Annotated in this window: 28 protein-coding genes and 2 tRNA genes; 11 read left to right on the plus strand and 19 right to left on the minus strand. The window is 64.1% G+C overall.

Going from position 1 to position 26,862, the window contains the following annotated elements; all coding sequences use genetic code 11:
* Positions 1 to 69: 69 nt before the first annotated feature.
* The 4 genes from IYY11_RS11460 to IYY11_RS11475 form a co-directional block, all read right to left on the minus strand.
* Complete coding sequence (locus IYY11_RS11460; protein WP_196403975.1) at positions 70 to 942, minus strand: hypothetical protein; 873 nt, start codon at positions 940 to 942, stop codon at positions 70 to 72.
* 219 nt (positions 943 to 1,161) lie between these two features.
* Positions 1,162 to 1,246, minus strand: a tRNA-Leu gene (locus IYY11_RS11465).
* Between the two features lie 80 nt (positions 1,247 to 1,326).
* Positions 1,327 to 1,719 (minus strand): type II toxin-antitoxin system VapC family toxin, encoded by a 393-nt coding sequence (locus tag IYY11_RS11470; RefSeq protein ID WP_196403976.1) that lies wholly within the window; start codon positions 1,717 to 1,719, stop codon positions 1,327 to 1,329.
* Positions 1,716 to 1,970 carry a type II toxin-antitoxin system VapB family antitoxin gene (locus tag IYY11_RS11475; protein WP_196403977.1) on the minus strand — a complete coding sequence of 85 codons (255 nt, stop codon included), beginning with the start codon at positions 1,968 to 1,970 and terminating at the stop codon, positions 1,716 to 1,718. Before IYY11_RS11475 ends, IYY11_RS11470 begins: the two co-directional genes overlap by 4 nt.
* A gap of 66 nt (positions 1,971 to 2,036) precedes the next feature.
* Here IYY11_RS11475 and lipB point away from each other — a divergent pair, with 66 nt between their 5' ends.
* A complete protein-coding gene (gene lipB / locus IYY11_RS11480) occupies positions 2,037 to 2,771 on the plus strand; it encodes a lipoyl(octanoyl) transferase LipB (RefSeq protein ID WP_196403978.1) in 735 nt (244 codons plus the stop codon).
* Positions 2,772 to 2,839: 68 nt separating this feature from the next.
* Here lipB and IYY11_RS11485 read toward each other — a convergent pair whose 3' ends face one another.
* The 3 genes from IYY11_RS11485 to IYY11_RS11495 form a co-directional block, all read right to left on the minus strand.
* Positions 2,840 to 3,130 carry a hypothetical protein gene (locus IYY11_RS11485; RefSeq protein WP_196403979.1) on the minus strand — a complete coding sequence of 97 codons (291 nt, stop codon included), beginning with the start codon at positions 3,128 to 3,130 and terminating at the stop codon, positions 2,840 to 2,842.
* An 89-nt stretch (positions 3,131 to 3,219) separates the two neighbouring features.
* Positions 3,220 to 4,179 (minus strand): biotin synthase BioB, encoded by a 960-nt coding sequence (gene bioB, locus IYY11_RS11490; protein ID WP_196403980.1) that lies wholly within the window; start codon positions 4,177 to 4,179, stop codon positions 3,220 to 3,222.
* The gene (locus IYY11_RS11495; RefSeq protein ID WP_196403981.1) at positions 4,176 to 4,712 is read right to left on the minus strand and encodes a PTS sugar transporter subunit IIA; all 537 of its coding nucleotides are present in this window, start codon (positions 4,710 to 4,712) and stop codon (positions 4,176 to 4,178) included. The genes bioB and IYY11_RS11495 overlap by 4 nt, the downstream gene beginning before the upstream one ends.
* Before the next feature lie 185 nt (positions 4,713 to 4,897).
* Here IYY11_RS11495 and IYY11_RS11500 point away from each other — a divergent pair, with 185 nt between their 5' ends.
* Together IYY11_RS11500 and ppc are read left to right on the plus strand one after the other, a co-directional pair.
* Positions 4,898 to 5,185, plus strand: a complete 288-nt coding sequence (locus tag IYY11_RS11500; protein ID WP_196403982.1) for a hypothetical protein — start codon at positions 4,898 to 4,900, stop codon at positions 5,183 to 5,185.
* Positions 5,186 to 5,307: 122 nt separating this feature from the next.
* Positions 5,308 to 8,115, plus strand: a complete 2,808-nt coding sequence (gene ppc / locus IYY11_RS11505) for a phosphoenolpyruvate carboxylase (protein ID WP_196403983.1) — start codon at positions 5,308 to 5,310, stop codon at positions 8,113 to 8,115.
* Positions 8,116 to 8,165: 50 nt separating this feature from the next.
* Here ppc and IYY11_RS11510 read toward each other — a convergent pair whose 3' ends face one another.
* Entirely contained in the window at positions 8,166 to 9,131 is a 966-nt protein-coding gene (locus tag IYY11_RS11510) for an alpha/beta fold hydrolase (protein WP_196403984.1), read from the minus strand.
* A 298-nt stretch (positions 9,132 to 9,429) separates the two neighbouring features.
* Here IYY11_RS11510 and IYY11_RS11515 point away from each other — a divergent pair, with 298 nt between their 5' ends.
* The gene (locus IYY11_RS11515; RefSeq protein WP_196403985.1) at positions 9,430 to 9,768 is read left to right on the plus strand and encodes a rhodanese-like domain-containing protein; all 339 of its coding nucleotides are present in this window, start codon (positions 9,430 to 9,432) and stop codon (positions 9,766 to 9,768) included.
* Between the two features lie 27 nt (positions 9,769 to 9,795).
* Here IYY11_RS11515 and IYY11_RS11520 read toward each other — a convergent pair whose 3' ends face one another.
* Both IYY11_RS11520 and IYY11_RS11525 read right to left on the minus strand, forming a co-directional pair.
* Complete coding sequence (locus tag IYY11_RS11520; protein ID WP_409455246.1) at positions 9,796 to 10,803, minus strand: c-type cytochrome; 1,008 nt, start codon at positions 10,801 to 10,803, stop codon at positions 9,796 to 9,798.
* Positions 10,781 to 11,938, minus strand: a complete 1,158-nt coding sequence (locus IYY11_RS11525) for a c-type cytochrome (protein ID WP_196403986.1) — start codon at positions 11,936 to 11,938, stop codon at positions 10,781 to 10,783. Before IYY11_RS11525 ends, IYY11_RS11520 begins: the two co-directional genes overlap by 23 nt.
* 384 nt (positions 11,939 to 12,322) lie before the next feature.
* Here IYY11_RS11525 and IYY11_RS11530 point away from each other — a divergent pair, with 384 nt between their 5' ends.
* Genes IYY11_RS11530 through IYY11_RS11545 form a run of 4 tightly spaced genes read left to right on the plus strand, consistent with a single transcriptional unit; the run spans position 12,323 to position 15,869 of the window.
* Positions 12,323 to 13,063, plus strand: a complete 741-nt coding sequence (locus IYY11_RS11530) for a bifunctional 2-polyprenyl-6-hydroxyphenol methylase/3-demethylubiquinol 3-O-methyltransferase UbiG (RefSeq protein WP_246719873.1) — start codon at positions 12,323 to 12,325, stop codon at positions 13,061 to 13,063.
* Positions 13,064 to 13,095: 32 nt separating this feature from the next.
* Positions 13,096 to 13,773 carry a transaldolase family protein gene (locus IYY11_RS11535; RefSeq protein ID WP_196403987.1) on the plus strand — a complete coding sequence of 226 codons (678 nt, stop codon included), beginning with the start codon at positions 13,096 to 13,098 and terminating at the stop codon, positions 13,771 to 13,773.
* Between the two features lie 37 nt (positions 13,774 to 13,810).
* Positions 13,811 to 14,245 carry a hypothetical protein gene (locus tag IYY11_RS11540; protein ID WP_196403988.1) on the plus strand — a complete coding sequence of 145 codons (435 nt, stop codon included), beginning with the start codon at positions 13,811 to 13,813 and terminating at the stop codon, positions 14,243 to 14,245.
* 10 nt (positions 14,246 to 14,255) lie between these two features.
* The gene (locus IYY11_RS11545) at positions 14,256 to 15,869 is read left to right on the plus strand and encodes a GMC oxidoreductase (RefSeq protein WP_196403989.1); all 1,614 of its coding nucleotides are present in this window, start codon (positions 14,256 to 14,258) and stop codon (positions 15,867 to 15,869) included.
* Positions 15,870 to 15,890: 21 nt separating this feature from the next.
* Here IYY11_RS11545 and IYY11_RS11550 read toward each other — a convergent pair whose 3' ends face one another.
* Positions 15,891 to 17,000, minus strand: coding sequence for a glycerol dehydrogenase (locus tag IYY11_RS11550; RefSeq protein ID WP_196403990.1), 1,110 nt, complete (start codon positions 16,998 to 17,000; stop codon positions 15,891 to 15,893).
* Between the two features lie 497 nt (positions 17,001 to 17,497).
* Here IYY11_RS11550 and IYY11_RS11555 point away from each other — a divergent pair, with 497 nt between their 5' ends.
* The gene (locus tag IYY11_RS11555) at positions 17,498 to 18,097 is read left to right on the plus strand and encodes an SGNH/GDSL hydrolase family protein (RefSeq protein WP_196403991.1); all 600 of its coding nucleotides are present in this window, start codon (positions 17,498 to 17,500) and stop codon (positions 18,095 to 18,097) included.
* A 60-nt stretch (positions 18,098 to 18,157) separates the two neighbouring features.
* Here IYY11_RS11555 and IYY11_RS11560 read toward each other — a convergent pair whose 3' ends face one another.
* Complete coding sequence (locus tag IYY11_RS11560; protein ID WP_196403992.1) at positions 18,158 to 18,532, minus strand: cupin domain-containing protein; 375 nt, start codon at positions 18,530 to 18,532, stop codon at positions 18,158 to 18,160.
* Complete coding sequence (locus IYY11_RS11565) at positions 18,517 to 19,227, minus strand: ABC transporter substrate-binding protein (protein WP_196403993.1); 711 nt, start codon at positions 19,225 to 19,227, stop codon at positions 18,517 to 18,519. The genes IYY11_RS11560 and IYY11_RS11565 overlap by 16 nt, the downstream gene beginning before the upstream one ends.
* A gap of 451 nt (positions 19,228 to 19,678) precedes the next feature.
* Here IYY11_RS11565 and IYY11_RS11570 point away from each other — a divergent pair, with 451 nt between their 5' ends.
* Entirely contained in the window at positions 19,679 to 20,329 is a 651-nt protein-coding gene (locus tag IYY11_RS11570) for a heme-binding beta-barrel domain-containing protein (RefSeq protein WP_196403994.1), read from the plus strand.
* 3 nt (positions 20,330 to 20,332) lie between these two features.
* Here IYY11_RS11570 and IYY11_RS11575 read toward each other — a convergent pair.
* The 4 genes from IYY11_RS11575 to IYY11_RS11590 all read right to left on the minus strand — a co-directional run bounded on the left by IYY11_RS11575 (position 20,333) and on the right by IYY11_RS11590 (position 22,680).
* Positions 20,333 to 20,407 (minus strand) — tRNA-Gln (locus IYY11_RS11575).
* A 211-nt stretch (positions 20,408 to 20,618) separates the two neighbouring features.
* The gene (gene rpe / locus IYY11_RS11580) at positions 20,619 to 21,299 is read right to left on the minus strand and encodes a ribulose-phosphate 3-epimerase (protein ID WP_196403995.1); all 681 of its coding nucleotides are present in this window, start codon (positions 21,297 to 21,299) and stop codon (positions 20,619 to 20,621) included.
* Between the two features lie 4 nt (positions 21,300 to 21,303).
* Entirely contained in the window at positions 21,304 to 22,386 is a 1,083-nt protein-coding gene (fba, locus tag IYY11_RS11585; RefSeq protein ID WP_196403996.1) for a class II fructose-bisphosphate aldolase, read from the minus strand.
* Between the two features lie 66 nt (positions 22,387 to 22,452).
* Complete coding sequence (locus tag IYY11_RS11590) at positions 22,453 to 22,680, minus strand: hypothetical protein (protein WP_196403997.1); 228 nt, start codon at positions 22,678 to 22,680, stop codon at positions 22,453 to 22,455.
* On the opposite strand from IYY11_RS11590, the gene IYY11_RS11595 reads away from it, so the two are divergent.
* Positions 22,679 to 23,533, plus strand: coding sequence for an outer membrane protein (locus IYY11_RS11595; protein ID WP_196403998.1), 855 nt, complete (start codon positions 22,679 to 22,681; stop codon positions 23,531 to 23,533). The two genes, IYY11_RS11590 and IYY11_RS11595, sit on opposite strands and share 2 nt — an antisense overlap.
* Before the next feature lie 79 nt (positions 23,534 to 23,612).
* On the opposite strand, the gene tkt is transcribed toward IYY11_RS11595, so the two are convergent.
* Positions 23,613 to 25,646 carry a transketolase gene (tkt, locus tag IYY11_RS11600; protein ID WP_312029722.1) on the minus strand — a complete coding sequence of 678 codons (2,034 nt, stop codon included), beginning with the start codon at positions 25,644 to 25,646 and terminating at the stop codon, positions 23,613 to 23,615.
* Positions 25,643 to 26,518 carry a phosphoribulokinase gene (locus tag IYY11_RS11605; protein WP_124737180.1) on the minus strand — a complete coding sequence of 292 codons (876 nt, stop codon included), beginning with the start codon at positions 26,516 to 26,518 and terminating at the stop codon, positions 25,643 to 25,645. The genes tkt and IYY11_RS11605 overlap by 4 nt, the downstream gene beginning before the upstream one ends.
* Positions 26,519 to 26,862: the final 344 nt, after the last annotated feature.

The following is a 26,862-nucleotide window of genomic DNA, read 5'->3' on the forward strand; positions in this document are numbered from 1 at the left end:
AGTTCCGAAAAAGTTCACAGAGCGATTATGTGATCGGACGCGCTGCGTGTCTTATGACGTCCGCGCCGCTTAGCCGCGATCGCAGATATACGTGCTCTTTGAACCCCAGCAGGAGCCGCTCTTGTAAACATTTCCGAGATTTTTGCCGCCAAGCGCCGCAGACCAGCTTTTTCCCCTGGCCGGGGAAAGCGTCAGCGTCTGACCGGAATATTGGAAGATCACCGCGCCGCCTTTTCGCGAGATCTGACAGACGCCGCTATTGACCACGCGCCCCGAAATTCTGACGTAGCATTTGCCGGTTCGCGCTTCGGACGCTGGCGGCTCCTGTTCAGCCGCGACGTTCGCCGTCGCCGACGCCTCATCGTCCGCCGTGCGGCGCGCCGATCTGCGCTTTCCCGCGATGCCGTCGCTGAGAAATTCCGGCTCGAGTTCGAGGTTGGCGATGGATGACGCGAGAGTGTTCGACGCTTGGGCGCCCGGCGCCGGTTCCGCGCCGTCCTGCGCCGACGCGGCGCGTTCTGGCGTCGCTGTCGGCCCTACCGGTCCGGCGATGATCGAGGGCGGCGGTTCCTGCGATCGCAGATTGGCGGCCGGCGCCCCCGAACCCGCTTGGCTCGGCCCCCCGCGCGGCGCGGGAGGCGCTATTTTTTGAGGCGTCATCGAATCCGCGGGATCGACATTCTGTGGAAGCTCTCCCCAAAACGCGGAGCCGACGACGATCGCGGTGCCGACGACGACAAGCGCGGCGGCGCCAATGTAGAAGAAGCGCTCGACCCTTTCGAAGTTGCGATCGGACGCCGTTGCGTAGGACTGGCGCGAACCCGCCGGCCGCGGCGACGCCGCGCGCCTATCGCCTTCGATATCCCGCCAGGCGTAGCGGGCGCGCGTCTCGATAGTGTCGGCCTTTGGCGGCGGCCTGCGGTCTCTTAACGACACAGCCATGCTTCCCTCTCCGGGCGCCGTCGAACCAAAAGAGCGGCGTCGAACGCCTCGCGTCTGCGCACAAGGCGCGCGGCGCGCTCATTTGCGAAGATCGAGCAGGCGGCTTGCACTGACCAAGCGCCAGCGCAACCATATTGCAATGGGGAATGTGGCTGATGTTTGCCCGCTGCGGCGCCGCAATCGGCCGGGGGGCGCGGGGCGCTTTTATGGCGCTAACCTTGGTGCGGCCGAGAGGACTCGAACCTCCACTGGTTGCCCAACTAGCACCTCAAGCTAGCGCGTCTACCAATTCCGCCACGGCCGCAAGGACGCTCCGCTTAACGCGAAGCGCCGGCGCGCTGCGTCTAACAAATCGGCTCCCAGATGACAAGCGGCTGCTGTCCGTCACAAGGCGCTTCGCACATCCGTATGGGTGAAGTCGTCGCCTTTGTAGAGCAACGGCTCGCGACAGGCCTTCGCCAGCGCATAGGAAAAGCAATCGCCCATATTCAATTTCGCCCTGTGGCCGCGGCCCTTGCCGAAATCGCGATAGGCGGCGCGGGCGAGTCGCGCCTGTTCCGCCGTCACCGGCTCTATGACGACGCCGGCTTCTTCGAGAAGCTCATCCAGCCGGCGGCTCGCCACGGCGTCGCCGGCCGAGTCGATGACGGCGGCGGTTTCGACATAGCTGGCGGCGGAGACGCGGCGAATCTTTGCGGCTGCGATGGCTTGCGCGAAAGCCAGCGCCTCCGGCTCGGCGCGCAAAATCGCAATCAGCGCGGAGGTGTCGAGAATCACTTGGGCAGGCCGCGCCGATCGTAGAGCAGCGCATCGTGATCGAGAGATCGTGTCTTTTGATCGAGACGCGCCGCGCACTCTTTGCCGATGGCGACCAGCCTCTCTGCGAGCGGCGCGGTTTCCTTCGCGCGCAACTGGGCGAGGCGCTCGCGCACCGCGATCATCACCGCTGCAGTCTTGCTTTCGCCTGACACGCGCGCCAATTCATCGATCAGTCGCTCGGTTTCGGCGTTTTTGATGTTGAGGGCCATGCCTGAACCTTTCTACCAACATGTTATATATATCTACCACTCGGCCAAAGCGAGATCGAGTGAGCGATGAACCTAGCCGCCTGCCCTCCTGCGCCCGCCGCTGAGACGTCGATGCGCGCGCCCACAGGCGCGCCGCCGGTCGAATGGCGCCTCAGCGACGATCTCGTCCCCTATGAGGCGGCGGTGGCTTTTATGGAGGCGCGCGCCGCGGCGATCGCTTCCGGCGAGGCGCGCGAATGCGTGTGGCTGCTGCAGCATCCGCCGATCTATACCGGCGGCTCCTCGGCGAAAGAACAGGATCTGCTCGAGGCGCGCTTTCCCGTCCATCGCACCGGACGCGGCGGGCAGTTCACCTACCATGGGCCCAAGCAGCGCGTCGCTTACGTCATGCTCGATCTTTCGCGACGCCAACGCGACGTGCGCGCCTTCGTCTGCGCGCTTGAATCATGGATCATCGCGACGCTCGCCGATTTCGGCGTCACGGGGGAGCGGCGCGCCGGGCGCGTCGGCGTCTGGGTCGCGCGGCCCGAGAAGGCCAAAGGACGGGGCGGCGAAATGGCGGAAGACAAGATCGCCGCCATCGGCGTGCGGCTGCGGCAATGGGTGAGCTTCCACGGGATCGCGCTCAATGTCGCGCCGGATCTGACGCATTTTTCCGGCATCGCGCCCTGCGGCGTGCGCGACGCCCATCTTGGCGTTACGAGCGTCGCGGACCTCGGCGTGGCGGCGGACATGCCTGCCGTCGACGCCGCGCTGCGCAGGAATTTCGAGGCGATCTTCGGCCCGACCAACAACGCGTAAGAAGTTGCAACGAAATTAATTCTGCCTCTGCAGGAGGAGATTTCCTGGTTCAAATGCGATTACGTTGCTTATTCTAGTCCAATGCCAACGAGCCGGTCAGCCCAATAGATAACAAGCTTTGGGGAACTCTTATTCCAAGCAAATCGGAATTCATGGCGGTCCACCGAAACCGAATAGCCGCCAACGCCATACGGGCCGGTTCCAAAGCCGCCTTGAACAAATCCGTATTTGAACGACTGGCCGAACGTGGCGACCGAGGGCAATACCAGCGTTAACGCCCCGATGAACACAAACAACGTTAGAACGTGACGGACCACTTCTGGTGACCAGCGACCAGTGCGAGATTCAACGCAAGTCATGGTGCCGCTCCATCAAAGAATCATTTATGAGAGCAATATACCACACGCTGAAGTTGCGGGCGCTGGGCGGGCCAAGGTCCGAGGATCTTTTATCTTGAGGCAAGCGCGGCGAAGAGCGCATCGTCTTCATTGACGCCGGCGTTGCCCGTCGTCAGCAGCTTCTCGCCGTAGAAGATCGAATTGGCGCCGGCGACGAGGCAGAGAATTTGCGCTTCGCGCGACAGCGACGAGCGGCCGGCCGATAGCCGCACCCGCGCCTTCGGCATCACGATGCGCGTCGTCGCGATCATGCGCACGAGATCGAGCGGGTCGATCTGCGCGCGCCCGGCGAGCGGCGTGCCCTCGACGGCGACCAGCGCGTTGATCGGCACGCTTTCCGGATGCGGATCGAAAGACGCCAGCGTCTGCAACATGCCGGCGCGGTCTTTCACGCTTTCGCCCATGCCGATAATGCCGCCGCAGCACATCTCCAGCCCCGCGCCGCGCACGGCCTTGAGCGTGTCGAGTCGGTCCTGATAGGTGCGGGTGGTGATGATCTCGTTGTAGAATTCCGGGCCGGTGTCGAGATTATGGTTGTAGGCGGTGAGTCCGGCGTCGACGAGGCGCTTCGCTTGCGACTCGTTGATCATGCCGAGCGTGACGCAGGCCTCCATGCCGAGCGCGCGCACGCCGCGCACCATGTCCAGCACGGCGTCGAAGCGCTTGCCCTCGGGCGCTGAACGCCAGGCGGCGCCCATGCAGAAGCGATCGGCGCCGGCCTCTCTGGCGGTCTTTGCGGCGCCGAGGACCTCCGCCGTCTCCAGGAGATCGACGCGGTCGAGCTTCACTTCACGATGATGCGCCGATTGCGGGCAATAGGAGCAGTCTTCCGGACAGCCGCCGGTCTTGATCGACAGCAGCGCCGCCTTCTGCACGTCATTGACGTCGTGAAAGCGGCGATGAACGGCGTTCGCCTGCGCGACGAGATCGAGCAGCGGCTGATCATGAATGGCGACGATCTCTTCGACGCCCCAGTCGTAGCGTAAGGAGAAGTCCGCGGAAGCGTTCACGCCGGACCTCCGGCGTCGCGGCTTTGCGAACGATGCTGGGAGCGCGCGGCGAGTCTGCGCTGCGGCGCCTCCTTCTCGGACGTGTCTTCGGCGCGCGTCACGCTCTTGCGCCTGCCGCGCAGAGCCGCATAAGCGACGAAAAGCGCCATCGCGACGTCGAAGGCTGCATTGGCGACGACGAAGGGCGCGGGGGCGAACTGCGAGGCGGCGCCGATATAGTGAAAGTAAATCGCATAGAGCGGATGCAGCGCGAAGCCCGCGACGACCCACCACGGCGAGCCGATGATCGACATGCCGGCGAGCGTGCCGAAAACGGCGACGCCGGTCATTTCGACGCCGACCCAGGGGCCGGACTCTTCAGCGCGAAAGGCGAAGCCGACGTAGAGGAAGCACAGCGCGATCAGCGCATAGGCGGCGATCCGCTGGACGGCCGCGCCCGACCATCTGCAGAATGCGAGAAGGCCCAACGCAAAGACCAGGCCGACCCCGGCGAAGATAAGAATTTCGGTTGTATCGAGCATGGCTTTGACCATTCGCGCCGCAAATTGCGGAGATTAGGCGGATCGCATCGTCGCCGACGTCTATAAGCGGCAGAGCCGCCTCGAACAAGTGCCGCGGTCTCGGGCGCTACGGCAAGCGCATCCGCTCTTGTCAAACTGTCCCGCTTGACGCAGTTTCGGCGCTGGAAATTGCGGTCACCGTTGACGGCGAGGCTCCCGTGCAAAAAATCATATTAATTGCGCTGCTATGCGCGATCAGCGGCGCTACGCCTGCGCTCGCCGTGAACACCTGGGCAGGTAGCACGGCCGACGATATGGCGGACGAGCAGGACGCCTGCGCCTCCGACGCTTACCGCTTCTGCGGCGGCAACACCGTCTTCATTTTCGAGATGGAAAATTGCCTCAAGCGGTATATGCCGTACCTGTCTCGACCGTGCCGAAAGCAGCTCTCTCCCACCGATTTTCGTAAATATCACGGCGAAGAGCCGGATTTCTTCGGCTTTTAGAAGCCGCGCGCGAGGGTCGAAAAACGCGCCGAATGGCGGACGCGTCGAAAAGGCGTCCGAAGCCTGCTATAGCTGCCTTAGAGGCGCCATGAGGCGCGGAAAGTTTCAAAGGGCGCGATAGTATGCAGCTTGAAGCGCAGGCGCAGGAAAAGCTCGTTACGACCGCTGCGGCGGGCGCCGATCCCGAAGCCCTGAAGGGCGACGAATCCCTCATCGACGACATCCGCCTTCTCGGGCGCCTGCTCGGCGACGCCGTTCGCGAACATGAGGGCGCCACGGCCTTCGAGCGCATCGAGACGATCCGGCGGCTCTCCGTCGCCGCCAGCCGCAACGGGGACGCCGAGGCCGACAGGAATCTCGACGCGCTGCTGCGCGCGCTGACGGCCGAAGAGGCGCGCACCGTCATCCGCGCCTTCAGCTATTTCTCGCATCTTGCGAATATCGCCGAAGATTTGCATCCGCTGCAGCAGCGCGCCCGCGCCCAGGCGAGCGGCGCTTTCACCGGCGCGCCGAGCCTCGCCACGACCTTCGCGCGTCTGCGCAAGGCCGCCGTCGGCGCCGGCAAGATCGCCCAGGCGCTGGCGCGCGGCTGGATTTCGCCGGTGCTGACCGCGCATCCGACGGAAGTGCGCCGCAAGAGCCTGCTCGACGCCGAACACGCGATCTTCAAACTGCTCGCCGCGCGCGACCATATGCGCGGCAAGGCCGAGCGCGCGCAAAACGAGATGCAGCTTCGCGCCCGCGTCTCCCAGCTCTGGCAGACCGAGCTGTTGCGTCATTCGCGCTTGACCGTGCGCGACGAAATCGAGAATACGCTGAGCTATTATCGCAGCACCTTTTTGCGCGAGATCCCGCGCCTTTACGCCGACATCGAACAGCGTCTCGACGGACTGCGGGTGCCGCCGTTCCTGCGCATGGGCGCCTGGGTCGGCGGCGACCGCGACGGCAATCCGAACGTCACGGCGGAGTCGCTCTCGACCGCCATGCGCATGCAATGCGAAACGGCGCTGCGCTTCTATCTCGTCGAAGTGCATGAGCTCGGCGCCGAGCTCTCAATTTCGCGGCGTTACGCCGGCTGCAGCAAGGCGCTCGAAGCGCTTGCGGCGCGCTCGGGCGACGACAATCCGCATCGTGACGACGAGCCCTATCGTCGCGCCCTCATCGGCGTCTATTCCCGCCTCGCCGGCACGCTGGAGAAGCTGACCGGCGGCCAGGCGGCGCGCCACGCGGTGGCGCCGGGCGAGCCCTACGCCAATTCATGGGCGCTGCTCGCCGATCTCGTCACGGTCGATGAATCGCTGCGCGTGCATCACAGCGAGGTCATCGCCACGCAGCGGCTCGAGCCGCTAATCCGCGCCGTCGAAGTCTTCGGCTTTCACCTTGCGACGCTCGATTTGCGGCAAAGCTCCGACCGGCACGAGGAGACGATCGCCGAGCTCCTCAAAGTCGCCCGCGTCGTCGACGATTACGCCGCGCTCCCGGAAGACGAAAAACAGCAGCTGCTGCTGAGGCTGCTCAACGATCCGCGGCCGGTGCGCCTGCCGGGCGCGACATACAGCGACCGCGCCACGAGCGAATTGACGATCATGGAACGCGCGCTCGAGATGCGACGGCTCTATGGCGATGAAGCGATACGCCATTACATCATCAGCCACACTGAAACGGTCAGCGACCTTCTCGAAGCGCTGCTGCTGCAGAAGGAATGCGGCTTGATGCGCGGCACGCTCGATCCGCGCGACGCTCAGCGCGTCGTCGCCGATCTCATCATCGCGCCGCTTTTTGAGACGATCGAGGATTTGCGCAACGCCGCGCCGATCATGCAGGATTTTTACGCTCTGCCCGGCATCCTCAAGCTCGTCGTCAATTCCGGCGGGCAGCAGGACGTCATGCTCGGCTACTCCGACTCCAATAAGGACGGCGGCATCCTAACCAGCATCTGGGAGCTCTACCGCGCCTCGACCGCGCTTGCGGAATTTTTCGGCCCACTGCCGAACGTCGCCCTGCGGCTTTTCCACGGACGCGGCGGAACCGTCGGACGCGGCGGCGGGCCGAGCTACGACGCCATTCTCGCGCAGCCGCCCGGCACGGTGAACGGGCAGATCCGCCTCACCGAGCAGGGCGAAGTCATCGCGGCGAAATACGCCAATCCGCAGATCGGCCACGTCAATCTCGAACTGCTCGTCGCGGCGACGCTCGAAGCGACGCTGCTCTCCGCGCACAAGACTCCGGCGCCGGAGTTCTTGGAAGCAGCTGAACAACTGTCGCAGGCCGGCATGGCCGCCTATCGCGGCCTTGTCTACGGGACCGAAGGCTTCGTCGATTTCTTCTTTTCCTCGACGCCGATTTCGGAAATAGCCTCGCTCAACATCGGCTCGCGTCCGGCCTCGCGCAAACCGTCGCGCCGCATCGAGGATCTGCGCGCTATCCCGTGGAGCTTTTCCTGGGCGCAGGCGCGCGTCGCGCTGCCGGGCTGGTACGGCTTTGGTTCGGCGATCGCGCATTTCATCGAAGAGGACGAGAAAGCGCGGCTCGCGCTTCTGCGCCGAATGAGCGAAGAGTGGCCGTTCTTTCGCGCGCTGCTGTCAAACATCGACATGATCCTCTCCAAGACCGACATGTCGATCGCGCATCATTACGCCGGACTCGTCGAGGACAAGGCGCTTGCCACGCGCATATTCGGCATGATCGAGGCGGAGCATGCGCGCGCGAATGACGCGCTCGAAAAACTTCTCGGCTCCAAGGAGCGGCTTGCCGACAATCCGACGCTCGCACGCTCGCTGAGGCACCGCTTCCCCTATATCGCACCGCTCAACTATCTTCAGGTCGAATTGATCCGCCGCCATCGCGCAGGCGAGCGCGGCGACGACATTCGCGAAGGGATCTTGATGTCGATCAACGGCATTGCGGCGGGCTTGCGGAACACGGGTTAACCCAGTCGCGCAGAGCGCTACGGAGCCGTTCGGGATATCCCGCAATGGCGTTAAGCGGACAGGAATCCCTCAATCTGCGCGCAAAATTGCTCTGGCGCTTCGTCGGCGACGAAGTGGCCGCTGTCGTCCACGATCACCGACCTTAAATTCATCGCCTGCGGTCGGAGCGCGTCCGCGAGTCTTTCGCCAACGCCGTGTCGCCCTGCGATCGCCAACACCGGCATGTCGAGCTTGCGGCCCTTCAAGGATGCGGCTGCGGCGGCGTCCTCTTTGAGCGCCCGGTAATAGTTGAATCCAGCCGTCATGCCGCCCTCTGAGACGTAATGTTTGGCGAACTCCGCGATCGCGGCGTCTGGGACCGCGTCCTTCTTGTGGGACCAGGCGCGGATCTGCGCCGCGATATAATCGCGCTCACGCCCCTTGGTCAGCATTTCCGGAAAATCTGGCGCCATGTGAAATCCGTAATGCCAGGCGCCGCCGCGCAACGCGTCCATGTTCTCCGTGCCCGGAATCAGACAATCCGCCAGAACGAGCTTTTCGACGTGATCAGGGTGAAGATGGGCGAGCATGAAGGCGGCTTTGCCGCCCATATCGTGGCCGACGACATGGGCGCGCCCCCCGGCCGCCTGGTCAATGAGCGCTCGGACGTCGCCCGCGATGGTCTGCTTGTCATATCCCCCGACGGTCCGTTCGGACAAGCCGAGGCCGCGCAGATCGGGTGCGATCAGCGTGAAGCGCGAGCAGAGGCGCGCCATCGTGTTGCGCCAGGCGAACCAGGTCTGCGGCCAGCCATGAAGCAAGATCACGCTCGGGCCGGCGCCGACGCGCACGTGATGCAGCTTGACGCCATTGACGCGCGCAAAGAGGCTCTGGCCGCCCTCAGGCAGCAGCAGCGCGCTGCCGTCGTCCGCCGCGGCCGGCGAACTCGTCTCGCTCGCCGTCGGCGAAGCGGTCGCGGCTGCGCCGGCCGCGAGAGTCGACGCTCCAAGAAGAAAGGCGCGGCGTTGCATGCTCATGATCCGTGTTTCCCGTGCATAGGGGCAATGGAGACGATTGAGTCTCGGCGACCTAAAATGCCCGCCATGCGCAACATTTCAACGTCAGGCTTTTTCGTGTGGCGTCTGGCCCGGCGGAGCGGCGCGCCGCCCAACCGGATCGTTTCTGCGCTGAAGAGTCGAGGAAACAAATGGCTCCCTAAACATGGTATAGATATTGCGCGTCGTCAGACCGCAAACTAACAAGTTGGCCACAAGGATTTCGGTTGGGCCGCGCCTAGGCATCTTACGCCGGCCATATCGGAGGGGGTTAAACGTCATGAGCGCAGGCAATCAGTTCAATGACATCAGTCTGGAGGAATTGAAGTCAGGACTTGCAACAGGACGGGTCTTGCTTGTCGACGTGCGAGAGGCTGACGAATATGCGGCGGGCCACATCGCCGGCGCGATCTTCAATCCGCTGTCGAAATTCGATCCGAGCCAGCTGCCGGTCGCCGGCGAGGGCCAGCAAGTGATCATCTATTGCCGCTCCGGCAAGCGCTCGGTGTCGGCGATGGAACAGGCGCGGCTCCTGGGACGTCGCGACGCCAACACGCATTTTGGCGGCGGCATCCTCGCCTGGCTCAGCGCCGGCGAACCCGTCGTCCAGGGCATGTGAACAGCGCGCCCGGTCGGCGGCGCAGCTTCAACGCAGGCTCGCGAGATAGCGCGACAGGGCGAGCAGTTCGCTTTCGCTGAAGATGTCAAAGGCCGGCATCAGATTGCCGGGCTTGATGTCTTGATTGTGCTTGATCCATTGCGCGATGGAGGCTTCGTTCGTCGCAAGGATCGCGGCGCCGATCGAGATCCTGCCGCCCAGATGCGTAAGATCGGGTCCGAGCCGGCCTGCCGCAGGCGTCCCACGGATTGTGTGGCACGCGCCGCAGCCGTGCGAAAGAAACAGCGCCTTGCCCGCTCGCGTCTGCTGCGTTGTGGGCTCCTGCGCAGGCTGAAACTCCCGCAATCGCCATTCGTCATATTCATTCGGCGGCATCGCCACGACGTTGAACGCCATCAGCGCATGCGCCCCACCGCAATATTCCGCGCATTGGCCCCTGCTCACGCCAGCTGTCTCGGCGCTCAGCGTCAGCACGGTCTTGCGGCCGGGAATCATATCGAGCTTGCCGGCCAATCTCGGCGCCCAGAAACTATGAATGACGTTATCGCTGGAGAGTTCGATCTCGACCGCGCGGCCGAGCGGAATGCGCAACTCATTGGCGCTCTCCACCGCGGCGCCGGCGTCCCGATAGACGACGCGCCACCACCAGCGTTCGCCCGCCACTTCTATTCCAACCGGGCTCGCGGCCATCCTTCCCGGCCCCGCGCCGAGCATAACCAGTCCGTAAACGAGGAGCGCGGAGAGCGTGACGACGGGGAAGATCAGCCCGCCGGCAAGCACGACCGTATCGCCGGCCAGGAACGCCCGGCGGCGCGCCGGCGCAAATAGTGCGATCGCCGTCAGGAGAGCGACCATGAGCATGATCGCGCCGCTTCCCGCGACCATGACCCAGAAGAGCTGCGCAATATGTTGCGCCTGTGGTCCGGTCGGCGCGAGCGTGGATTGAACGCCCTCGCATCCCGCAAGCACCAGGCACGCTGAAGCGGCGCGCGCGATGCGCAAGAATCGCTGTCTATCGCGCACGGCGGCCTCCATGGCGAGACGGCGGGATGGGCGGCTTCAGCTTTTGCGCGGTTGGCGCCGCGACGCTCGCGAAATAGGCGGCGACGTCTCGCGCCTGCTCGTCGGTCAGACGCGAAGCGATCGTCCCCATGATCGCTCCATATCCCGACTTCGTGCGCAGCCCGCGTTTCCACAGGTCGATCTGGCCGACGATATAGGGCGCGTATTGGCCGTCGAGCTTGGGAAAGGACGGCGCGCGTGCGTCGCCATGGCAAACCAGACAGGGCGGGACGCCCGACTCCGCGACGCCCTTTGTCGCGATGTCTTTGCCGCGCGCAATCTGATCGGCGTTGGACTCTATCGGCGGCGCGCTCGGCGCCGGGTTCGGCGCGCCCGCGTAATAGGCGCTCAGCGCCGTGATCGCGGCGGCGTCCAGCGCCACGGCGATCGGCTCCATGATTCCGCTCAGCCTCGACCCGCTGGCGAAATCGCGTAGCGCACGTTCAACATAGGCCTGCGACTGTCCGGCGAGGCGGGGCACGAGCGCGCTTCTGGGCCGCGCATCGCCACGATGGCAGCGCACGCATCGGGTCAGCGCCTCCATCGTCATGCCGTTCCGGGCGATCTCAGCGCCATCATTCGGCCGGGGCTCAGGGTCGCCGATGGCGAACAGCCGATATTGGCTCGCGCTCATCTGCGGAAGGGCGCGCAGAAAAGCGACAACGGCCCACACTTCGTCGTCGCGCTGCTGCGCGACCCACGCCGGCATTCCAGTAAACTTCAGGCCATGCTTGACGATCCAGAACAGCTGCTCTGTCGACCAGTTGGATGCGGCGCGGTTGAGTTCGGGCGGCGCTGGGAGCATGCGATCGACGATCGGATCACTGTGGCCTCCAGGGGCGCCATGGCAAGGCGCGCAGCCTGCGTCGAAATGGCCGGCGCCGAGGATCACCAGATTTTTATCATCGAGCTTCGGCGGCGTGATGGAGGCGCTGTGCGTCGCAACGGAACGCCGCAAACCAAAGTCCAGGAACCAGCGCGTGAGCGCCCAATGAGGCTGGCTAGCCGCGACGTTGTAGAGACCCGACCACGCGAAAAACAGGACGGCCAAAGCGAGAACGAGGGCGCCCCCGACGCCGGCGAGCAGAGCTTTTCGGGCGACCGCCACCTGGCGTCACCACCACGCTGCGCCGGCGCGTCCGGTTCTCTCCATACCGATCTCCCCACTTGGCGCGAGCCTAACAGCGTCGCTGACGCGGTAGCGTCCTAAGAAAGATAGGGTTGGAACACGAAGTGATCAGCTCGCAAGCGCAGGCCTCGCCAGATCGCCTCAAGAGGCCGTCGCGGCAGCGTTCCTTGGCGAACCCATGGTCACTGTCGAGCTGAAGGAATAAGTTCCAAATCTTGAAGCCTAGAGCGCGCTGCGAAAAAGTGGGAACCGGTTTTTCGCGTAGAGCGCGCTCTAAACTTTGGGAATCGATCACGTGATCTGCGTTTGGGCGATGCCGCCCAAATGCAGCGTGATCTAGCAGCGACTTTCCGGGACATGCGCATGAGCGACCAATATCGAACAATCAGCCGGCAATATTCGGCGGCGCGGAAGGATGACCATACGAATTTCCTTGAAACGCCAACCGTCCAATCGGTTCTCGGCGATCTTTCAGGCGCGAGCGCCATCGACTACGCATGCGGCACTGGCCATTATTCCCGGCTTCTCAAAAGACTTGGCGCAAAGAATGTGCTCGGCGTGGATCTGTCGCCCGCGATGATTGACGTCGCCCGACATGAAGAGAGCCAAAATCCACTTGGCGTCGCCTACGAGGTCGGCGACGCCGCAGCGACGGCGGTCTTGGGGGCGTTCGACGTCGCGACCGCCGCCTTTCTGTTCAATTATGCCGAGGACGAGCAGACGCTTGCGCGAATGTTCAGATCTGTAGCGGCGAATGTGATTCCCGACGGCAGATTGGTCGCCGTCGTGCCCAATCCGGACTTCGTCAACGGTCGAGATGATACGCTCCCGTATGGATTCTTTCTCGAAGAAATCGGGGAAGGTCCCATGCGCCTGCGCGTTCGGATGACGTTTGTCGGCGAAGACAAATTCTGGATCGAATTCACCCAATGGAGCCGTCGCGCCTACGAAGACGCGCTGGCGCAGGCAGGGTTTGCTGACGCGCAATGGACGCCGTTCGCCGTGTCTAAGGAAGGAATTGAGCGTTACGGACAGAACTTCTGGGACGCCATTCTCGCCAATCCGAAAAGCGTCGTGTTGAGCGCAAGGAAAAAGCCAGCGTGAACCCGGCCTCGACCACAACAAAGTGAGACGCGATGCTTCTCGTCGATACGGCGGATCAAGACGCGATCCGGGACGCGCTGAAATTTCCGGGCGTGCAGGGATTCACCACCAATCCGGCGTTGATCGCCCGCGCCGCCGGCGCGGAAGCGTTGTCGTTGGATGAGTACGTCGCCGCGGCGCGCAAGCTCTGCGGAATGTCCGCCGACGTCGGCTCCATTCGGCAGCTGATGATTCAGGCGGTCGGAAGCGCAGACGACGCGCTGAGGCAAGCGACATGCTATCTCGACGACCTGAAGACTGCCCGCGAAAAAAAACTTTGGATCAAACTTGCGCCGACGGCGCCGAGCCTCGCGTGCTGCCGGGCGCTGAAAGACACAGGCTGCGCGTCTCTGGCGACAGCGGTGTTCACGGCGGCGCAGGCCTATGTCGCGATGGAGGCGGGCGCGGACGGCGTCGCGGTATATCTCGGAAGGCTCATGCGGCGTGAAAGAGATTGGGAGAAGCAGCTCGAAAGCGTCGCCGCGATCGTCAAGAGCGCCGAACGGACTTTGCTGCTTGCGAGTTTTCCCGATCGACAGACCGTAGAAGTTGGACTTCGATATAGTCACGACATCACGGCGCCGCCGTCCGTGCTCGAAGACTTGCTAACGTCTTCACTGTCGCAGGAAGCGATCAAGGCGTTCGACGAGACGGTCGCATCGGCGCGCTGAAAAGCTGGCCAGGCCCGGAACTTTTCAGGATGCAAGAATGCAAGTGCGCGCAAAGGATCGTGACGTCTCGCGTCGGAAGCTTCTGATCGGCTGCGCGCTCGGCGCGCTCACGCCCTGCATTGCAGATCGGCCCGGTTTGGCCGAGACCTCCGATCTCGGCGATTTTCTTCGCCTCAGCGCCGAGCTGACGGGACGCTCGCGTCTTTCGGTCGATTCGGCTCGGATTTATCTGCAGAGTCTTGGACTCGATCGCGGCGCATTGAGCAGCATGGACCCTCGACAAGATAAAGACTCGGAGGGTCTTGCGCGAAGAATTGTGGCGGACTGGTATTCCGGTCAAACCGTCGACTCTGGACGCATGATTTGCGTCGATTACACGGGCGCGCTGATGTGGGACGCGATGGGATTTGCGCGGCCAGGCGGCGTTCCCGGCGAAGCCGCGAGTTGGGCGCTTGCACCGACCAAGGAGTGAGGCGTTCCATATGGATCTTCATGCCGACGTATTGGTCATAGGCTCTGGCGTCGCCGGCGCGTTGGTCGCCTCTCGCGTCGCGCGCAAAGGCGCGAACGTCATCATTATGGAGGCCGGCCCTCGCGTGGACCGCGCCGCCTCAGTGAGGCGATACCAGAGCGCTTCTGCAAAGACTCCCGAGTCAGCCTATGCGCAGGCCGCGTTCGCGCCGCATCCCGAAACCGACAAGCCCTATGCGTTCTACGCGCAGAAAGGGCCTCGCCCATTCAACTCGACCTATTTGCGCCAGGTCGGCGGCACGACGTGGCACTGGCTGGGCACAGCCATTCGACTGGTTCCCGACGATTTCGAAATGAAATCGCGCTTCGGGCTCGGCGTTGATTGGCCGATCTCATACGCCGATCTCGAGCCATGGTATTGCCAGGCGGAACAGGAGCTCGAAGTCGCCGGAGACAATGACGACGATCTTGGCTCGCCACGCTCCTCGCCCTACCCCTTTCCACCGATCGCACAGAGCTTCCTCGATCGCGCATGGCGCAACGCGTTGCAGGCGTCCGACTATAAGGTCCGTCCGACACCGCAGGCGCGCCTCTCGAAGGCGTCCGGCGATCGACCGGCCTGTCACGGCAGCGCCAGCTGCATTCCCATCTGTCCGATCCAAGCGAAATATGACGCGACCATTCACGTCGCGCGCGCGCAATCTCTCGGCGCGAGGCTGCTGACGGAGACCTGCGCCAATTTCATCGAATGCCGCCCGGACGGGCGCGTCGAAGCGGTCAGGTTCATACGATCGGATGGCGCGACCGGACGCGTGTTCGCGCGCGTCGTCTGCGTCGCCGGCAACGGCGTCGAGACGCCGCGTCTCCTGCTGGCCTCGGCCTCCGAGTCCTTTCCTGACGGCCTCGCCAATCGCTCGGATCAGCTCGGCCGAAATCTGATGGACCATCCGATCCAGCTCAGCTGGGCGCTCGCACGCCAACCTGTCTGGCCTTATCGCGGACCTGGGGCGACATCGGGGATCGAGAATTATCGAGATCTGAAGGACCGCGGCGCAAATTCGGCTTTGCGATTCGAATTTGGCAATGAAGGGTGGAATTGGCCGACGGGAGCGCCTGAATCGACCGCGCGCGAACTGGCGCTGAGCGGCCTGCGCGGAAAGGCGCTCGATGCCGCGCTCAGGGAGCAGACGTCGCGTCACATTCGCGTGGCCGCATTGACGGAGCAACTCCCTCTGGCGAGCAACCGGGTGACGCTCGATCGGGCGCAAATCGAAAAGACCGGTCTGCCGCGCCCAGCGATCTTCTTTCAACTCGACCGCTACACCGAACGCGCGCTCGGCAACGCCAAACATCTGCATGAAGACATGTTTGCGAAGATCGGCGTGGAGGCGTTTTGGCACAAGGACGACGCCCAAGGCGCCGGCCATATCATGGGCACGGCGCGCATGGGCGACGACGCGGCGACATCGGTGGTCGACAAAAACCTGCGCGCCCACGCGCACCGCAATCTTTTTCTGGTCGGCGCGGCCGTCTTCCCGACCGGCGGAACCGCCAACCCGACGCTCACCATCGCCGCGCTCGCCCTGCGCGCCGCGGACGCCATTCTATCTTCCGTGAAGGAATAGTCGCGCGCTGGAGCCTGCCTGCTAGGAAGCGCGCGCCTTGAAGGCGGCGGCCATGGAGTCGGCGGCATAAATCGCGTCCATGAGAGTCGCGGCGGTCACCTCGAAGGGTTCATTATGCGCGCTCTCGCCGACGGCGACGGCGCGCTCGGCGATCGCCCGCGCCGTCTCGCGCGACAGATTTGCGAGCCCGAGTTCGGCAAGCGTCACAGGCAAGCCGACCGAGAGACAAAATCCCATCGCTTCGTCGACCGTCGAACGCGTCCGTCCTTCGAGTGCGAGCTGCACCAGCGTGCCGAAGGCGACCTTTTCGCCATGCAGCCGATCATGCGTTTCCGGCGCGGCCGTCAGCCCATTGTGGACCGAATGCGCCACCGCAAGGCCGCCCGACTCGAACCCGAGGCCGGAGAGCAGCGTGTTCGCCTCGATGATGCGTTCCAGCGCCGGCGTGATCGCCCCTGCCCGCGCCGCGGCGACGGCGGCTATCCCGTCGTTGAGCAGCGTTTTGTAACAGAGTTCGGCGATCGTGGCCGCGGCGATTGTGCTCAGTCCGCCAGCGACGTTGTTGCGATTCGCGCGGATCGTGGCGTCCGCTTCGAAAAAAGTGGCGAGCGCATCGCCCATGCCCGAGATCAGCAGGCGCACCGGCGCGCGCGCGATGACCGTGCTGTCGACAAGAACAAGATCGGGGTTGCGCCGGTAAAAGAGGCATTTCTCGAACACCCCGTCCTCGCTGTAGACGACCGAAAGCGCGCTGCAGGGCGCGTCGCTCGACGCCGTCGTTGGACAGCAGGCGACGGGAAGCTCAAGTTCCGCGGCGACGGCGCGGGCGGCGTCCAACGTCTTGCCGCCGCCGGCGCCGACGATCGACGTGGCCGAGACGCGGCGCGCCTCTTCCCTCCCGCGGGAAATCTCCGCAAAGGAGCACTCCCCGCCGAAGTCGAGAATCGCATAGTCGAGTCCGGCGGCTGGAAACGTCTCGCGCCACACCGGCTCCAACGCCTTGCGCGCGGTCGGACTCGCGATGATCAGCGCCTTTCCCGCAATGCCGAGCCGCGCCAGTTCGGAGGCGAGCGCCATCGTGGCGTCGCGACCCTGAACATATCTCGCGGGAGCGCAGAAAACCTTCAACATGCGGGCCATCCGTCGTTATGCGTGCAGGCGGCGATTTGAGAGCAAATGACGTCGCAACGCAACGCATCGGCTTGAGATCGTCTTCGCCTGTCGAGATGCCGGAATCACCCGCCTTGGCTGAGGTTCCTCTCAGGCCGCGCTTGTCCCGATCGAGCTCATGGGCTTTATTCGCAAGATTGCTCGTGTCGTCAGCGACCGCTTTGAAACAGGTCCTTGATCGATATCCTCTCTGCGCTTTCTGAACTCTGGACTCTCCACAAACTCGCGAGCTTCTTGGAATGCAGATATCGCACACCGCCTCTGGCGGCGACCGCTGCGCCAGCGGACTTCGTCCAGGCCGAAGAGCTTTCCTTCACGCGCTGACCGGCTTCGCTTGCATCGCGTCCTGGCCCGGCCTCGCGATCGAACTGATTCCGCGCAGTCGTTGCGCGGCAACTCCAGTTCGCATGCCGGCGAGAGGCGCTCTGAGACGCACAGCCGCGCGATTGCGGGCGAAAATGCCCGTCCATGTGCTTGCGATCGGCTCGTCATCGACGCAAGGCGTCGGCGCTTCTTCGCCGGCGGCCGCCTATCCCGCGCGACTCGAGCTCGCGCTCGAGCAAAGATTTCCTGGCGCGAATGTTGAGGTCATCAACGCCGGGAAAGCCGGCGAAACGGCGGACCGTACGCTTGAACGCCTGAACGCTGAACTCGACCGCATCAAGCCGGATCTCGTGCTGTGGCAGGTCGGGACCAATGACGCGCTGACCGCATCGGTCTCCGAGCCGAAGTTCGAAGCGGTGGTCGAACGCGGCATCCTGTCGATCGAGCGGCATAAGAGCGACGTGCTGCTCGTCGATCCGCAATTCATCAAAAAGGTCCAAGATCCCGCCCGTTACGAGCGTTTCGTCGAGACGTTGGAGCGCGTCGCGGAGAAGGAGCACATCTGCCTTTTTTCGCGCTACCATTTGATGAAGACGCTCGATGCGGCGCCGGGGGGCGGCGTCGAGCCTCTGCTCGCGCCTGACGGTCTCCATATGAACGACGCCGGCTATGCCTGCGTCGCCGAACGCCTCGCGGGCCAGATCCAGGACCTTGTGAGCCGTCTCGATCCTTGACGCCGCGGTCGGCGAGCGGAGCGACGTTGGCGCAGCGCGGCCGCTGGCGTGCGCGCAAAATCAGGTCTCGAGACCGGCGCCCGCGGAAAATAAGGGAGCGGCCAGCTCGACGTAAAGGCGTCGCCACGACTGATCGTCGATGAGCCGCCAGCGATGTCCGCTTCCCGCCGTGTCGGACGCCAGCAGTATGTCGCCTGGGCGCAGCACAAACGTCTCGCCATCGCGTGTGGTGAACTCCAAAGTTCCGGAGAGCGTGACGACGAATTGCTCGCATGGCGCGGTGTGCCAGTCGCGCGAGGCGCCGGGCGCGGTCTCCTCAAAATGCGCCAATTTCGTTGGCGTTACGGTTCCCAACGGAAGCGCGATATGGTCGACGTGGGAGCGGCCGTCGTTCCCCGTATACAGGTGAATGCAGCGGATTACGTCTGGAGCCATTTCTTCACCAACTGGGGGAGCGCGCCGCTTTTGCGCAATCGTGCTTGGGCGTCGTTTATCGCCGTGCGCAAGGCGTCGTCGCCGAGGCGAACTGCGACGCCGAGCCTCTCATCGGTGATCCCGTCCTGCACGATGCGCAATTGCGGACGATTCCTGATCATCCAGCGCATCACGGGGGCGAGCTTCATCACCGCGCCGATCTTTCCGGCGGACAGGTCATCCAACATCGCGCCGATGTCGTGATATGCATAGGTGCGCATTTCGGCGATCCGGCCTTCATCCTTGAGGCGATGCGCCACTGGCTCGGAGGTATTGCCCTGCTGCACGCCAAGGATCATGCCGCGCAAATCGTCGATCGACCTGACGCTCGGCGTCGCCTCGACATTGCAAACGAGACTCTGGCCGGATCGGACGTAGGGCGTGCAGAACGACGCCTGCCGTAGCCGGTCGGGCGTGATCGTCGCCCCGGACGCGACGCAATCCCACGTCCCGCGCGCGAGCCCCTCGAAGATGCCGTTGAAATCCGCGCCCGTATAAGGAGCGAGCCGCCAAGCGAGACCGAGCTCGGCGGCGACCGCCTGCATCAGCTCGATGTCGAAGCCGCGAGCTTCCCCGTCCTCCATGAATTCGAACGGCGGATCGGGCAATGCGGCGCCGATGCATAAGACGCCTGATGTGAGGGTGCTGACGTCCATGGGACACGCTGCACAGAATCGAGAGGCACGTTCGGCTCCGCCTAGCAAACCAGCTCTCACGGAGCAAGCAGCCACCCCGCCACGAGGCAAATATCTGACGGAAATATACGTGTTTACGTCCGCCAAGACCCCAGAAAAAGCGGAGCAAGCGGCGCAAAAAAGGGCCGGCCCCACCGGCCGGCCCCGATCACTTCGAAAAGCTAAGCGTTCTTTGCAACATTCGGATCATTGCGCGTCTCATTGAAAGGCGCAGTGCGCCCCCGCACGGTGCGTGCGGCGCGATTCATGCCCGAGCGTCCGCGAAGCCGGCGTCGATCCGCATCGATGATCTGTCTCAGTAAAAAGCCGCTGCGACGATGTCGGCGGCAGATTGGGCAAATTTGACGCTTGAAATCAGGCCGCGCACGTTCCTCAATCACAAGCGCTCAGATGAGCGAGAAGGGACACAAAAGTGTGCAGCATTCCGGAAGATATTTTTACCGAGCCTGAGTTCTCCGCCGATACGCTCGCCAATCTAGGTCCGCTACGCCGCTTGGCCGGCGTGTGGCAGTCCGATCAGGGCGTGGACGTCAATCCCAAGGCCGAAGGGCCGGAAAGACGCGCGTATCGCGAGCATATAAGGATGGATCCGATCGACCCGCAGACGAACGGACCGCAACTCCTCTATGGTTTGCGCTATCACATCCATATCAACACCGCGGAGGAGGCGATCACCTTTCACGACCAGGTCGGGTATTGGCTCTGGGAGCCGGCCACGGGCCTGATCATGCAGACCATCGCGATCCCGCGCGGACAAGTCGTGCTGGCGGGCGGAACGGCCAAACCCGATGACGCGCGCATTTCCGTCGAAGCGCGGCGCGGCGATACCCGCTTCGGCATTTGCTCGACGACCTTCCTGGAAGAGGCGTTTCGCACCGACTATTACCGCATCGACATCGCCTTCAACGACGATGGCAGCTGGACCTATGTGACGCGAACGGATCTCGCCCTGCGCGGTAAGACGCCGCCGTTCAACCACCACGACACAAATACGCTGCGGCGGATCGCGCCCCCGGCGGCAAATCCGCTCGTCGGCCTGCTGAAGGACAGCGAGGTGAGTTAGCGCTGGCTGGGGCGGGAGGATTCGAACCTCCGTATGGCGGAATCAAAATCCGCTGCCTTACCACTTGGCGACGCCCCAATGCGCAGGTGAGGCGATAGCGCGCCCGGCCGCGACAATCAACTGCCGCGCGGCGCGGCGAAGCCGCTCACACGCGTTCGACTCGACCCGTTCGTTGGGCCAGTCATGCCCGGCCGGCCGGGAATCCGGAGCCGATTCATGAGCGCTGGTTTTGCTCTGGTTTCCCGATCGCGCTTCGCGCGTCGGGGCGTGGTCTGGACGGCGAAGCCGCTCACACGACGATCGCGCCGGCGCTCGCCGCAGCGCGCCGCAGCGCCGCAATATTGTCGGCATAGCAGACCTGTCCGCCATGGAAAGCGGCCGAGCCCGCGACGAGGACGTCGCCGCCGGCTTCGACGATCTGCGGCGCCGTCAGCGGCGTCACGCCGCCGTCGACCTCGAGGCGGATCGCGCGCCGTCCGATCATCTCGCGGATGGCGCGGATTTTATCGAGCTGCGAGGGGATGAAGCTCTGGCCGCCGAAGCCAGGATTGACGCTCATCACCAGGATGAGATCGATATCGTCGAGCACATATTGCAGCGCGCTCTCATGCGTCGCCGGATTGAGCGACACGCCGGCCTTCTTGCCGAGCGCCCGGATCGCCTGCAGCGAGCGATGCAGATGCGGACCGTTCTCGGCGTGGACGGTGATGACGTCGGCGCCCGCTTCGGCGAAAGCGGCGATATAGGGGTCGACCGGCGAAATCATCAGATGCACGTCGAGCGTCAGGTTCGTCACCGGCCGCAGCGCGGCGATGACGCCAGGCCCGAAGGTGATGTTGGGCACGAAATGCCCGTCCATCACGTCGAGATGAATCCAGTCGGCGCCGGCGTCGGCCATCGCCCGCGTCTCCTCTCCCAGCCGCGCGAAGTCGGCGGAGAGAATCGAGGGCGCGATGACGACGCCGGTCATGACGCTACTCCGCCGCCTTCTTGCCGGCGAACTGCGGATCGAGCGCGCCGCTGGCGTAGCGCTTGGCCATTTCGGAGAGCGGGATCGGCTTGATCTTCGAGGCCTGGCCGGCCGTGCCGAACTCCTCGTAGCGCTGCTTGCAGACGGCGCGCATCGCCTCCATCGCCGGCTTCAAATATTTGCGCGGATCGAACTCGCCCTTGTTCTTGCCGAGAACGTCGCGGATCGCCGCGGTCATGGCGATGCGGTTGTCGGTGTCGATGTTGATCTTGCGCACGCCATATTTGATGCCGCGCTGAATCTCGGCGACCGGCACGCCCCAGGTCTGCGGCATCTCGCCGCCGGCGGCGTTGAAGGCGTCCTGCAAGTCCTGCGGCACCGACGACGAGCCATGCATCACGAGATGCGTGCTCGGCAGGCGGCGATGAATTTCCTCGACGACCTTCATCGCCAGGATGGCGCCGTCGGGCTTGCGCGAGAATTTATAGGCGCCGTGCGAGGTGCCCATGGCGATCGCGAGCGCGTCGACCTTGGTGCGGGCGACGAAATCCTCGGCCTGCGCCGGATCGGTCAGAAGCTGGTCGTGCGAGAGCTTGCCCTCGGCGCCGTGCCCGTCTTCCTTTTCGCCCGTGCCGCTCTCGAGCGAACCGAGCACGCCGAGTTCGCCTTCGACTGAGGCCCCAACCCAATGCGCCATGTCGACGACGCTGCGGGTGACGCGCACATTGTAGTCGTAATCGGCGGGCGTCTTGCCGTCGGCCTTCAGCGAACCGTCCATCATCACCGAGGTGAAGCCGAAGCGGATGGCGCTGGCGCAGGTCGCTTCGGCGTTGCCGTGGTCGAGATGCATGACGAGCGGCGTGTCCGGCCAGATCGCCGCGAGCGCCTCGATCATCTTGGCGAGCATGATGTCGTTGGCGTAGCTGCGCGCGCCGCGCGAGGCCTGGATGATGACCGGCGCGTCGACCGACGCCGCCGCCTCCATCACGGCGAGGCCCTGCTCCATATTGTTGATATTGAACGCCGGAACGCCGTAGTCGTGCTCGGCGGCGTGATCGAGCAGTTGCCGCAGGGTGATCAGAGCCATTGTCGCGTCCTCTATTCCCGCTTTGGCCGCCTCCGCGCCCGCGCCGTCGCTTCGCGGTTGGATGGCCTATCGCTTTACCCAGTTACCGGATTCTGGATGAGCCGGCGCTGTTGCGGATTTATCACGTCCAGTCAAAATCCGCGCAACTTTATGATGGTCGATGGTTCCTATATGGGCGCGGCGCTCAAAAAGTCTTTTTTCGCTGCTGTTTGTGATCCGTTTGTATGGGGAGCTGATTTCATAATCTGCGGCGACACTCAAGGAAAGGTTTGCTGCATAGAGAGGCCACGTCATGAATAAATCCATTTTAGCAACGGCCGCGCTCGCAGCGTCGGCCGCAACGGCGCTTGCCGCCGACCTCCCCTCCCTGAAGGCGCCGCCGCCCGTTTATGTTCCGCCGCCCGTCATCTGGACCGGCTTCTATGTCGGCCTCAACGCCGGCTATAATTTCTCAAACAACAACACTAATTTGGTGACGTCAGCTCCGCTGCTGCCTGGCGCCGGCATCTTCACCTGGGCGTTGAGCGCGAACGCCGGTCTGCCCGCGCAAAACAATGGATTCATCGGCGGGGGGCAGGCGGGCTACAACTGGCAATTCGCGCGCAATTTTCTCGTCGGCGTGGAGGCCGACATTCAAGGCGTCGCCGCCAGCGGCGGCTCTCAGACGGCTTTGACGGCTGTGCCCTTCGCAGCCACGGTATTCTTCACCACCTATGATGCGCGTCGGAATCTTGATTATCTGGGAACTGTTCGCGGCAGAGTCGGCTTTCTCTTCACGCCCACGCTGTTGATCTACGGCACTGGCGGTCTCGCCTATGGCGGGATTCGGAACGACCTCGGCCTCTTCCAGTTTTCAACGATCGCCCCCTTCGGCGTCGGCGCGAGCAGCTCCAGCGACACGCGCGTCGGCTGGACCGCGGGCGGCGGCGTCGAGTGGATGTTCTGGCCGAACTGGAGCGCGAAAGTCGAGTATCTCTATTACGATCTCGGCCGCGTGACGAATGCGTTCGCGCTCATCCGCGTCCCGCCGGGAATCGGCCTTTACGCCGCGACGCAGTCGGCCGACCGGTTCAACGGCAATATCGTGCGCGCGGGGATAAACTACCACTTCAACTGGGGCCCGGCGCCGATCCTCGCGTCATACTGACCGACCGCAGGCGATCTGCCTTCGACGGGCGGAGCCTCGCCAGTTGGCGGGGCTCTTTGCCGCGGGCGCCTTCGCCCTTCTATTTCGGCGCGGTTTCTAGATTCGCTTTGGCGGCCGCCGCAACGGCCTCGGGCGTTATCCCGAAATGCTTGTACAGCTCGCCGGCCGGCCCGCTGGCGCCAAAGCCGCTCATGCCGATGAAGGCGCCGCGCTCGCCGATCCAGCGGTCCCAGCCGAGCCGAACCGCCGCCTCGACCGCAACGCGCGGGGCGACGCCCAGGACTTCGGCGCGATAGGCCTCGGACTGCGCCTCGAACAGCTCCCAACAAGGCATGGAGACCACGGCGGCCTTCAGGCCTTGCGTGTCCAGAATGTCGGCGGCGGCGAGGGCGATTTCAACCTCGGAGCCCGTGGCGAGCAGCGTGACGTCGCGCTTTCCGGCAGCTTCACGCAGCACATAGGCGCCCTTGGCGGACAGGTTTTCAGCGATGGGCCGCTCGAGCGTCGGCAGGTTCTGTCGCGACAGGCTCAAGACCGACGGCGTGTGACGGCTGGCGAGCGCCAGCTCCCAGCATTCGGCGGTCTCGATCGCGTCGGCCGGGCGAAACACATTGAGGTTCGGCATGGCGCGCAACGCCGCCAGATGTTCGACCGGCTGATGCGTCGGCCCGTCCTCGCCAAGACCGATCGAATCATGGGTGAGCACATAGATGACGCGCAGGCCCATGAGCGCCGAGAGGCGGATCGCGCCCCGCGCATAGTCGGAGAACACCAGAAAGGTGCCGCCGTAGGGCGCGAAGCCGCCATGTAAGGCGATTCCATTCATCGCCGCCGCCATGCCGAATTCGCGCACGCCGTAATGGATGTAGCGGCCGGAAAAATCGTCCGGGGCGACCTCGCCCATGCCCTTGGTGATGGTGAAGTTCGAATGGGTGAGATCCGCCGAGCCGCCGATCGTCGCCTGCGTCGCGGCGTTGATGACGCCGAGCGCCAATTCCGAGGATTTGCGCGTGGCGAGTTTCGGCTTTTCGGCGGCGAGCGTGGCGCGGAACTCGGCGAGCGGCCCAGCGACCTCGGCGGCGACGTCGGCTTTCATAAAGGCGTCGAAGGCGGCGCCTTTGGGCGACGCGGCGCATCGCGCCTCCCAGGCTTCGCGCGCCTTTGCGCCGCGCCGTCCGGCCGCGCGCCAGGCCTCCAGCACGTCGTCGGGCAATTCGAAGGGCGCATGCGGCCAGGAGAGCGCCTCTCGCGCCCCGTCGATCTCCGCCGCGCCGAGCGGCGATCCGTGGCAGCTTTCCTTGCCCTGCTTGGTCGGCGCGCCATAGCCGATCAGCGTGCGGCAGCCGATGAGCGAAGGCCGGGGATCGGCCTGCGCCGCGGCGATCGCCTGCGCCACCGCTTCGGGATCGTGGCCGTCGACATGGGCCACATGCCAGCCGGCGGCTTTGAAACGCGCGATCTGGTCCGTCGAGGTCGCGAGGCTCGTCGGCCCGTCGATGGAGATCGAATTGTCGTCCCAGAAGAGGATGAGCTTCGAGAGCTTCAGATGCCCGGCAAGGTCGATCGCCTCATGGCTGACGCCTTCCATCAGGCAGCCGTCGCCGGCGATCACATAGGTGAAATGATCGACGAGATCGTCGCCGAAGCGCGTCGCCGAGAGGCGCTCGGCGATCGCCATGCCGACCGCGGTCGCGAGTCCCTGGCCCAGCGGACCGGTGGTCGTCTCGATGCCGGCGGCGTGGCCATATTCGGGATGGCCCGCGGTCGGAGAACCGAGCTGGCGGAAGTTTTCCAGTTCCTTGCGGCCCATGCCCGGATAGCCGAGCAGATAAAGCAGCGCGTAAAGCAGCATTGACCCGTGGCCGGCGGACAGCACGAAACGGTCGCGGTCCGGCCAGTCCGGCCGAGCGGCGTCGAACGTCATGAAGCGCTGGAAAAGCACGGTCGCGACGTCGGCCATGCCCATCGGCATGCCGGGATGCCCGGATTTCGCCTTTTCGACCGCATCCATCGCCAAGGCGCGGATGGCGTTAGCGTCGCGCGCCGGATCGGATTTTGCGCCCGCCGCCGCCGCGGAGGTCTCCTTGGCCGCCGTCAATAGAGTGTCGTTCACGTCACGCCTTTCCTGCGTCTGACCAGTTCGAGGATCCTTGGAGTAAGGATCAGCTGCATTGCGAGATCAAGCTTATTGCCTGGAATGACGATGGAATTGGCGCGCGACATCCAGCTCCCCGCGATCATCGACACAAGATAGGGGAAGTCCACCCCTCGCGGATCGCGAAAGCGAATGACGACGATCGACTCATCGGGCGTCGGAATCGAGCGCGCCACGAAGGGATTGGAGGTGTCGACCGTCGGCGCGCGCTGAAAATTTATATCGGTTTCCGAGAACTGGGGACAAATATAATGCACGTAGTCATGCATGCGCCGCAGAATCGTCTCGGTGACGGCCTCGGTCGTATAGCCGCGCGAATGCCGATCGCGATGCAGCTTCTGCGTCCATTCCAGATTGATGACCGGCACGACGCCGATCTTGAGATCCGCGTAGCGCGCGACATTGACGTCATCGGTGACGACCGCGCCGTGCAGCCCTTCATAGAACAGCACGTCGGTATCGGCCGGCAGTTCTTCCCAGTCGGTGAACGTTCCAGGCGGCACGCCGAGCCGCGCCGCCTCGTTTTCATCATGCGCGTAATGGCGGTAGCGGCCGGAGCCTGTCTCGCCATACTCGCGAAAGAGCGTCTCGAGCTCCGGCAGTAGATTGGCGTGAGGGCCGAAATGGCTGAAATTTTGATTGCCCACCGCATGCGCCTCGGTGAGCTTGGCCTTCATCTCCCCGCGATCGTAGCGATGGAAGCTGTCGCCCTCCACATAGGCGACCTCGATGCGCTCGCGGCGGAAAATCTGCTCGAACGTCGCCTTGACCGAACTGGTGCCGGCGCCGGACGAGCCGGTGATGGAGATGATCGGATGTCTGACCGACATGGGCGCGCGACCCGGACCCTACGAGCAAGGCGAACTGGACGGCCTGCGGCGGGCCGGCCGACCGCGGGGGCTCCGCCGGCTTGTCGCACGGCGCGCGGGCAAAGGAAAGGCTCCCGCTCCGCGACCTGCGCGGATGAGGCCGCCGCTGCGGAGCTACGACCGTGGTGACGCAAGCCCCGTGGTGTAACGCGACAGATCAGATGAGAGTGGCGGGCTTAACCGGGATTGTCCGGGCTTCGATGGGAAAATGCGGGAGTTCTGGTCGGCGCTGGCCCCCGAACTCGGAAGTAAGCGGGGAAAGGCCGAGCGAGCATCAAAACGGAAGAACGCCAGAGAGTTCTATG

Source organism: Methylocystis sp. H62 (genome assembly GCF_015709515.1).
Classification (GTDB): domain Bacteria; phylum Pseudomonadota; class Alphaproteobacteria; order Rhizobiales; family Beijerinckiaceae; genus Methylocystis.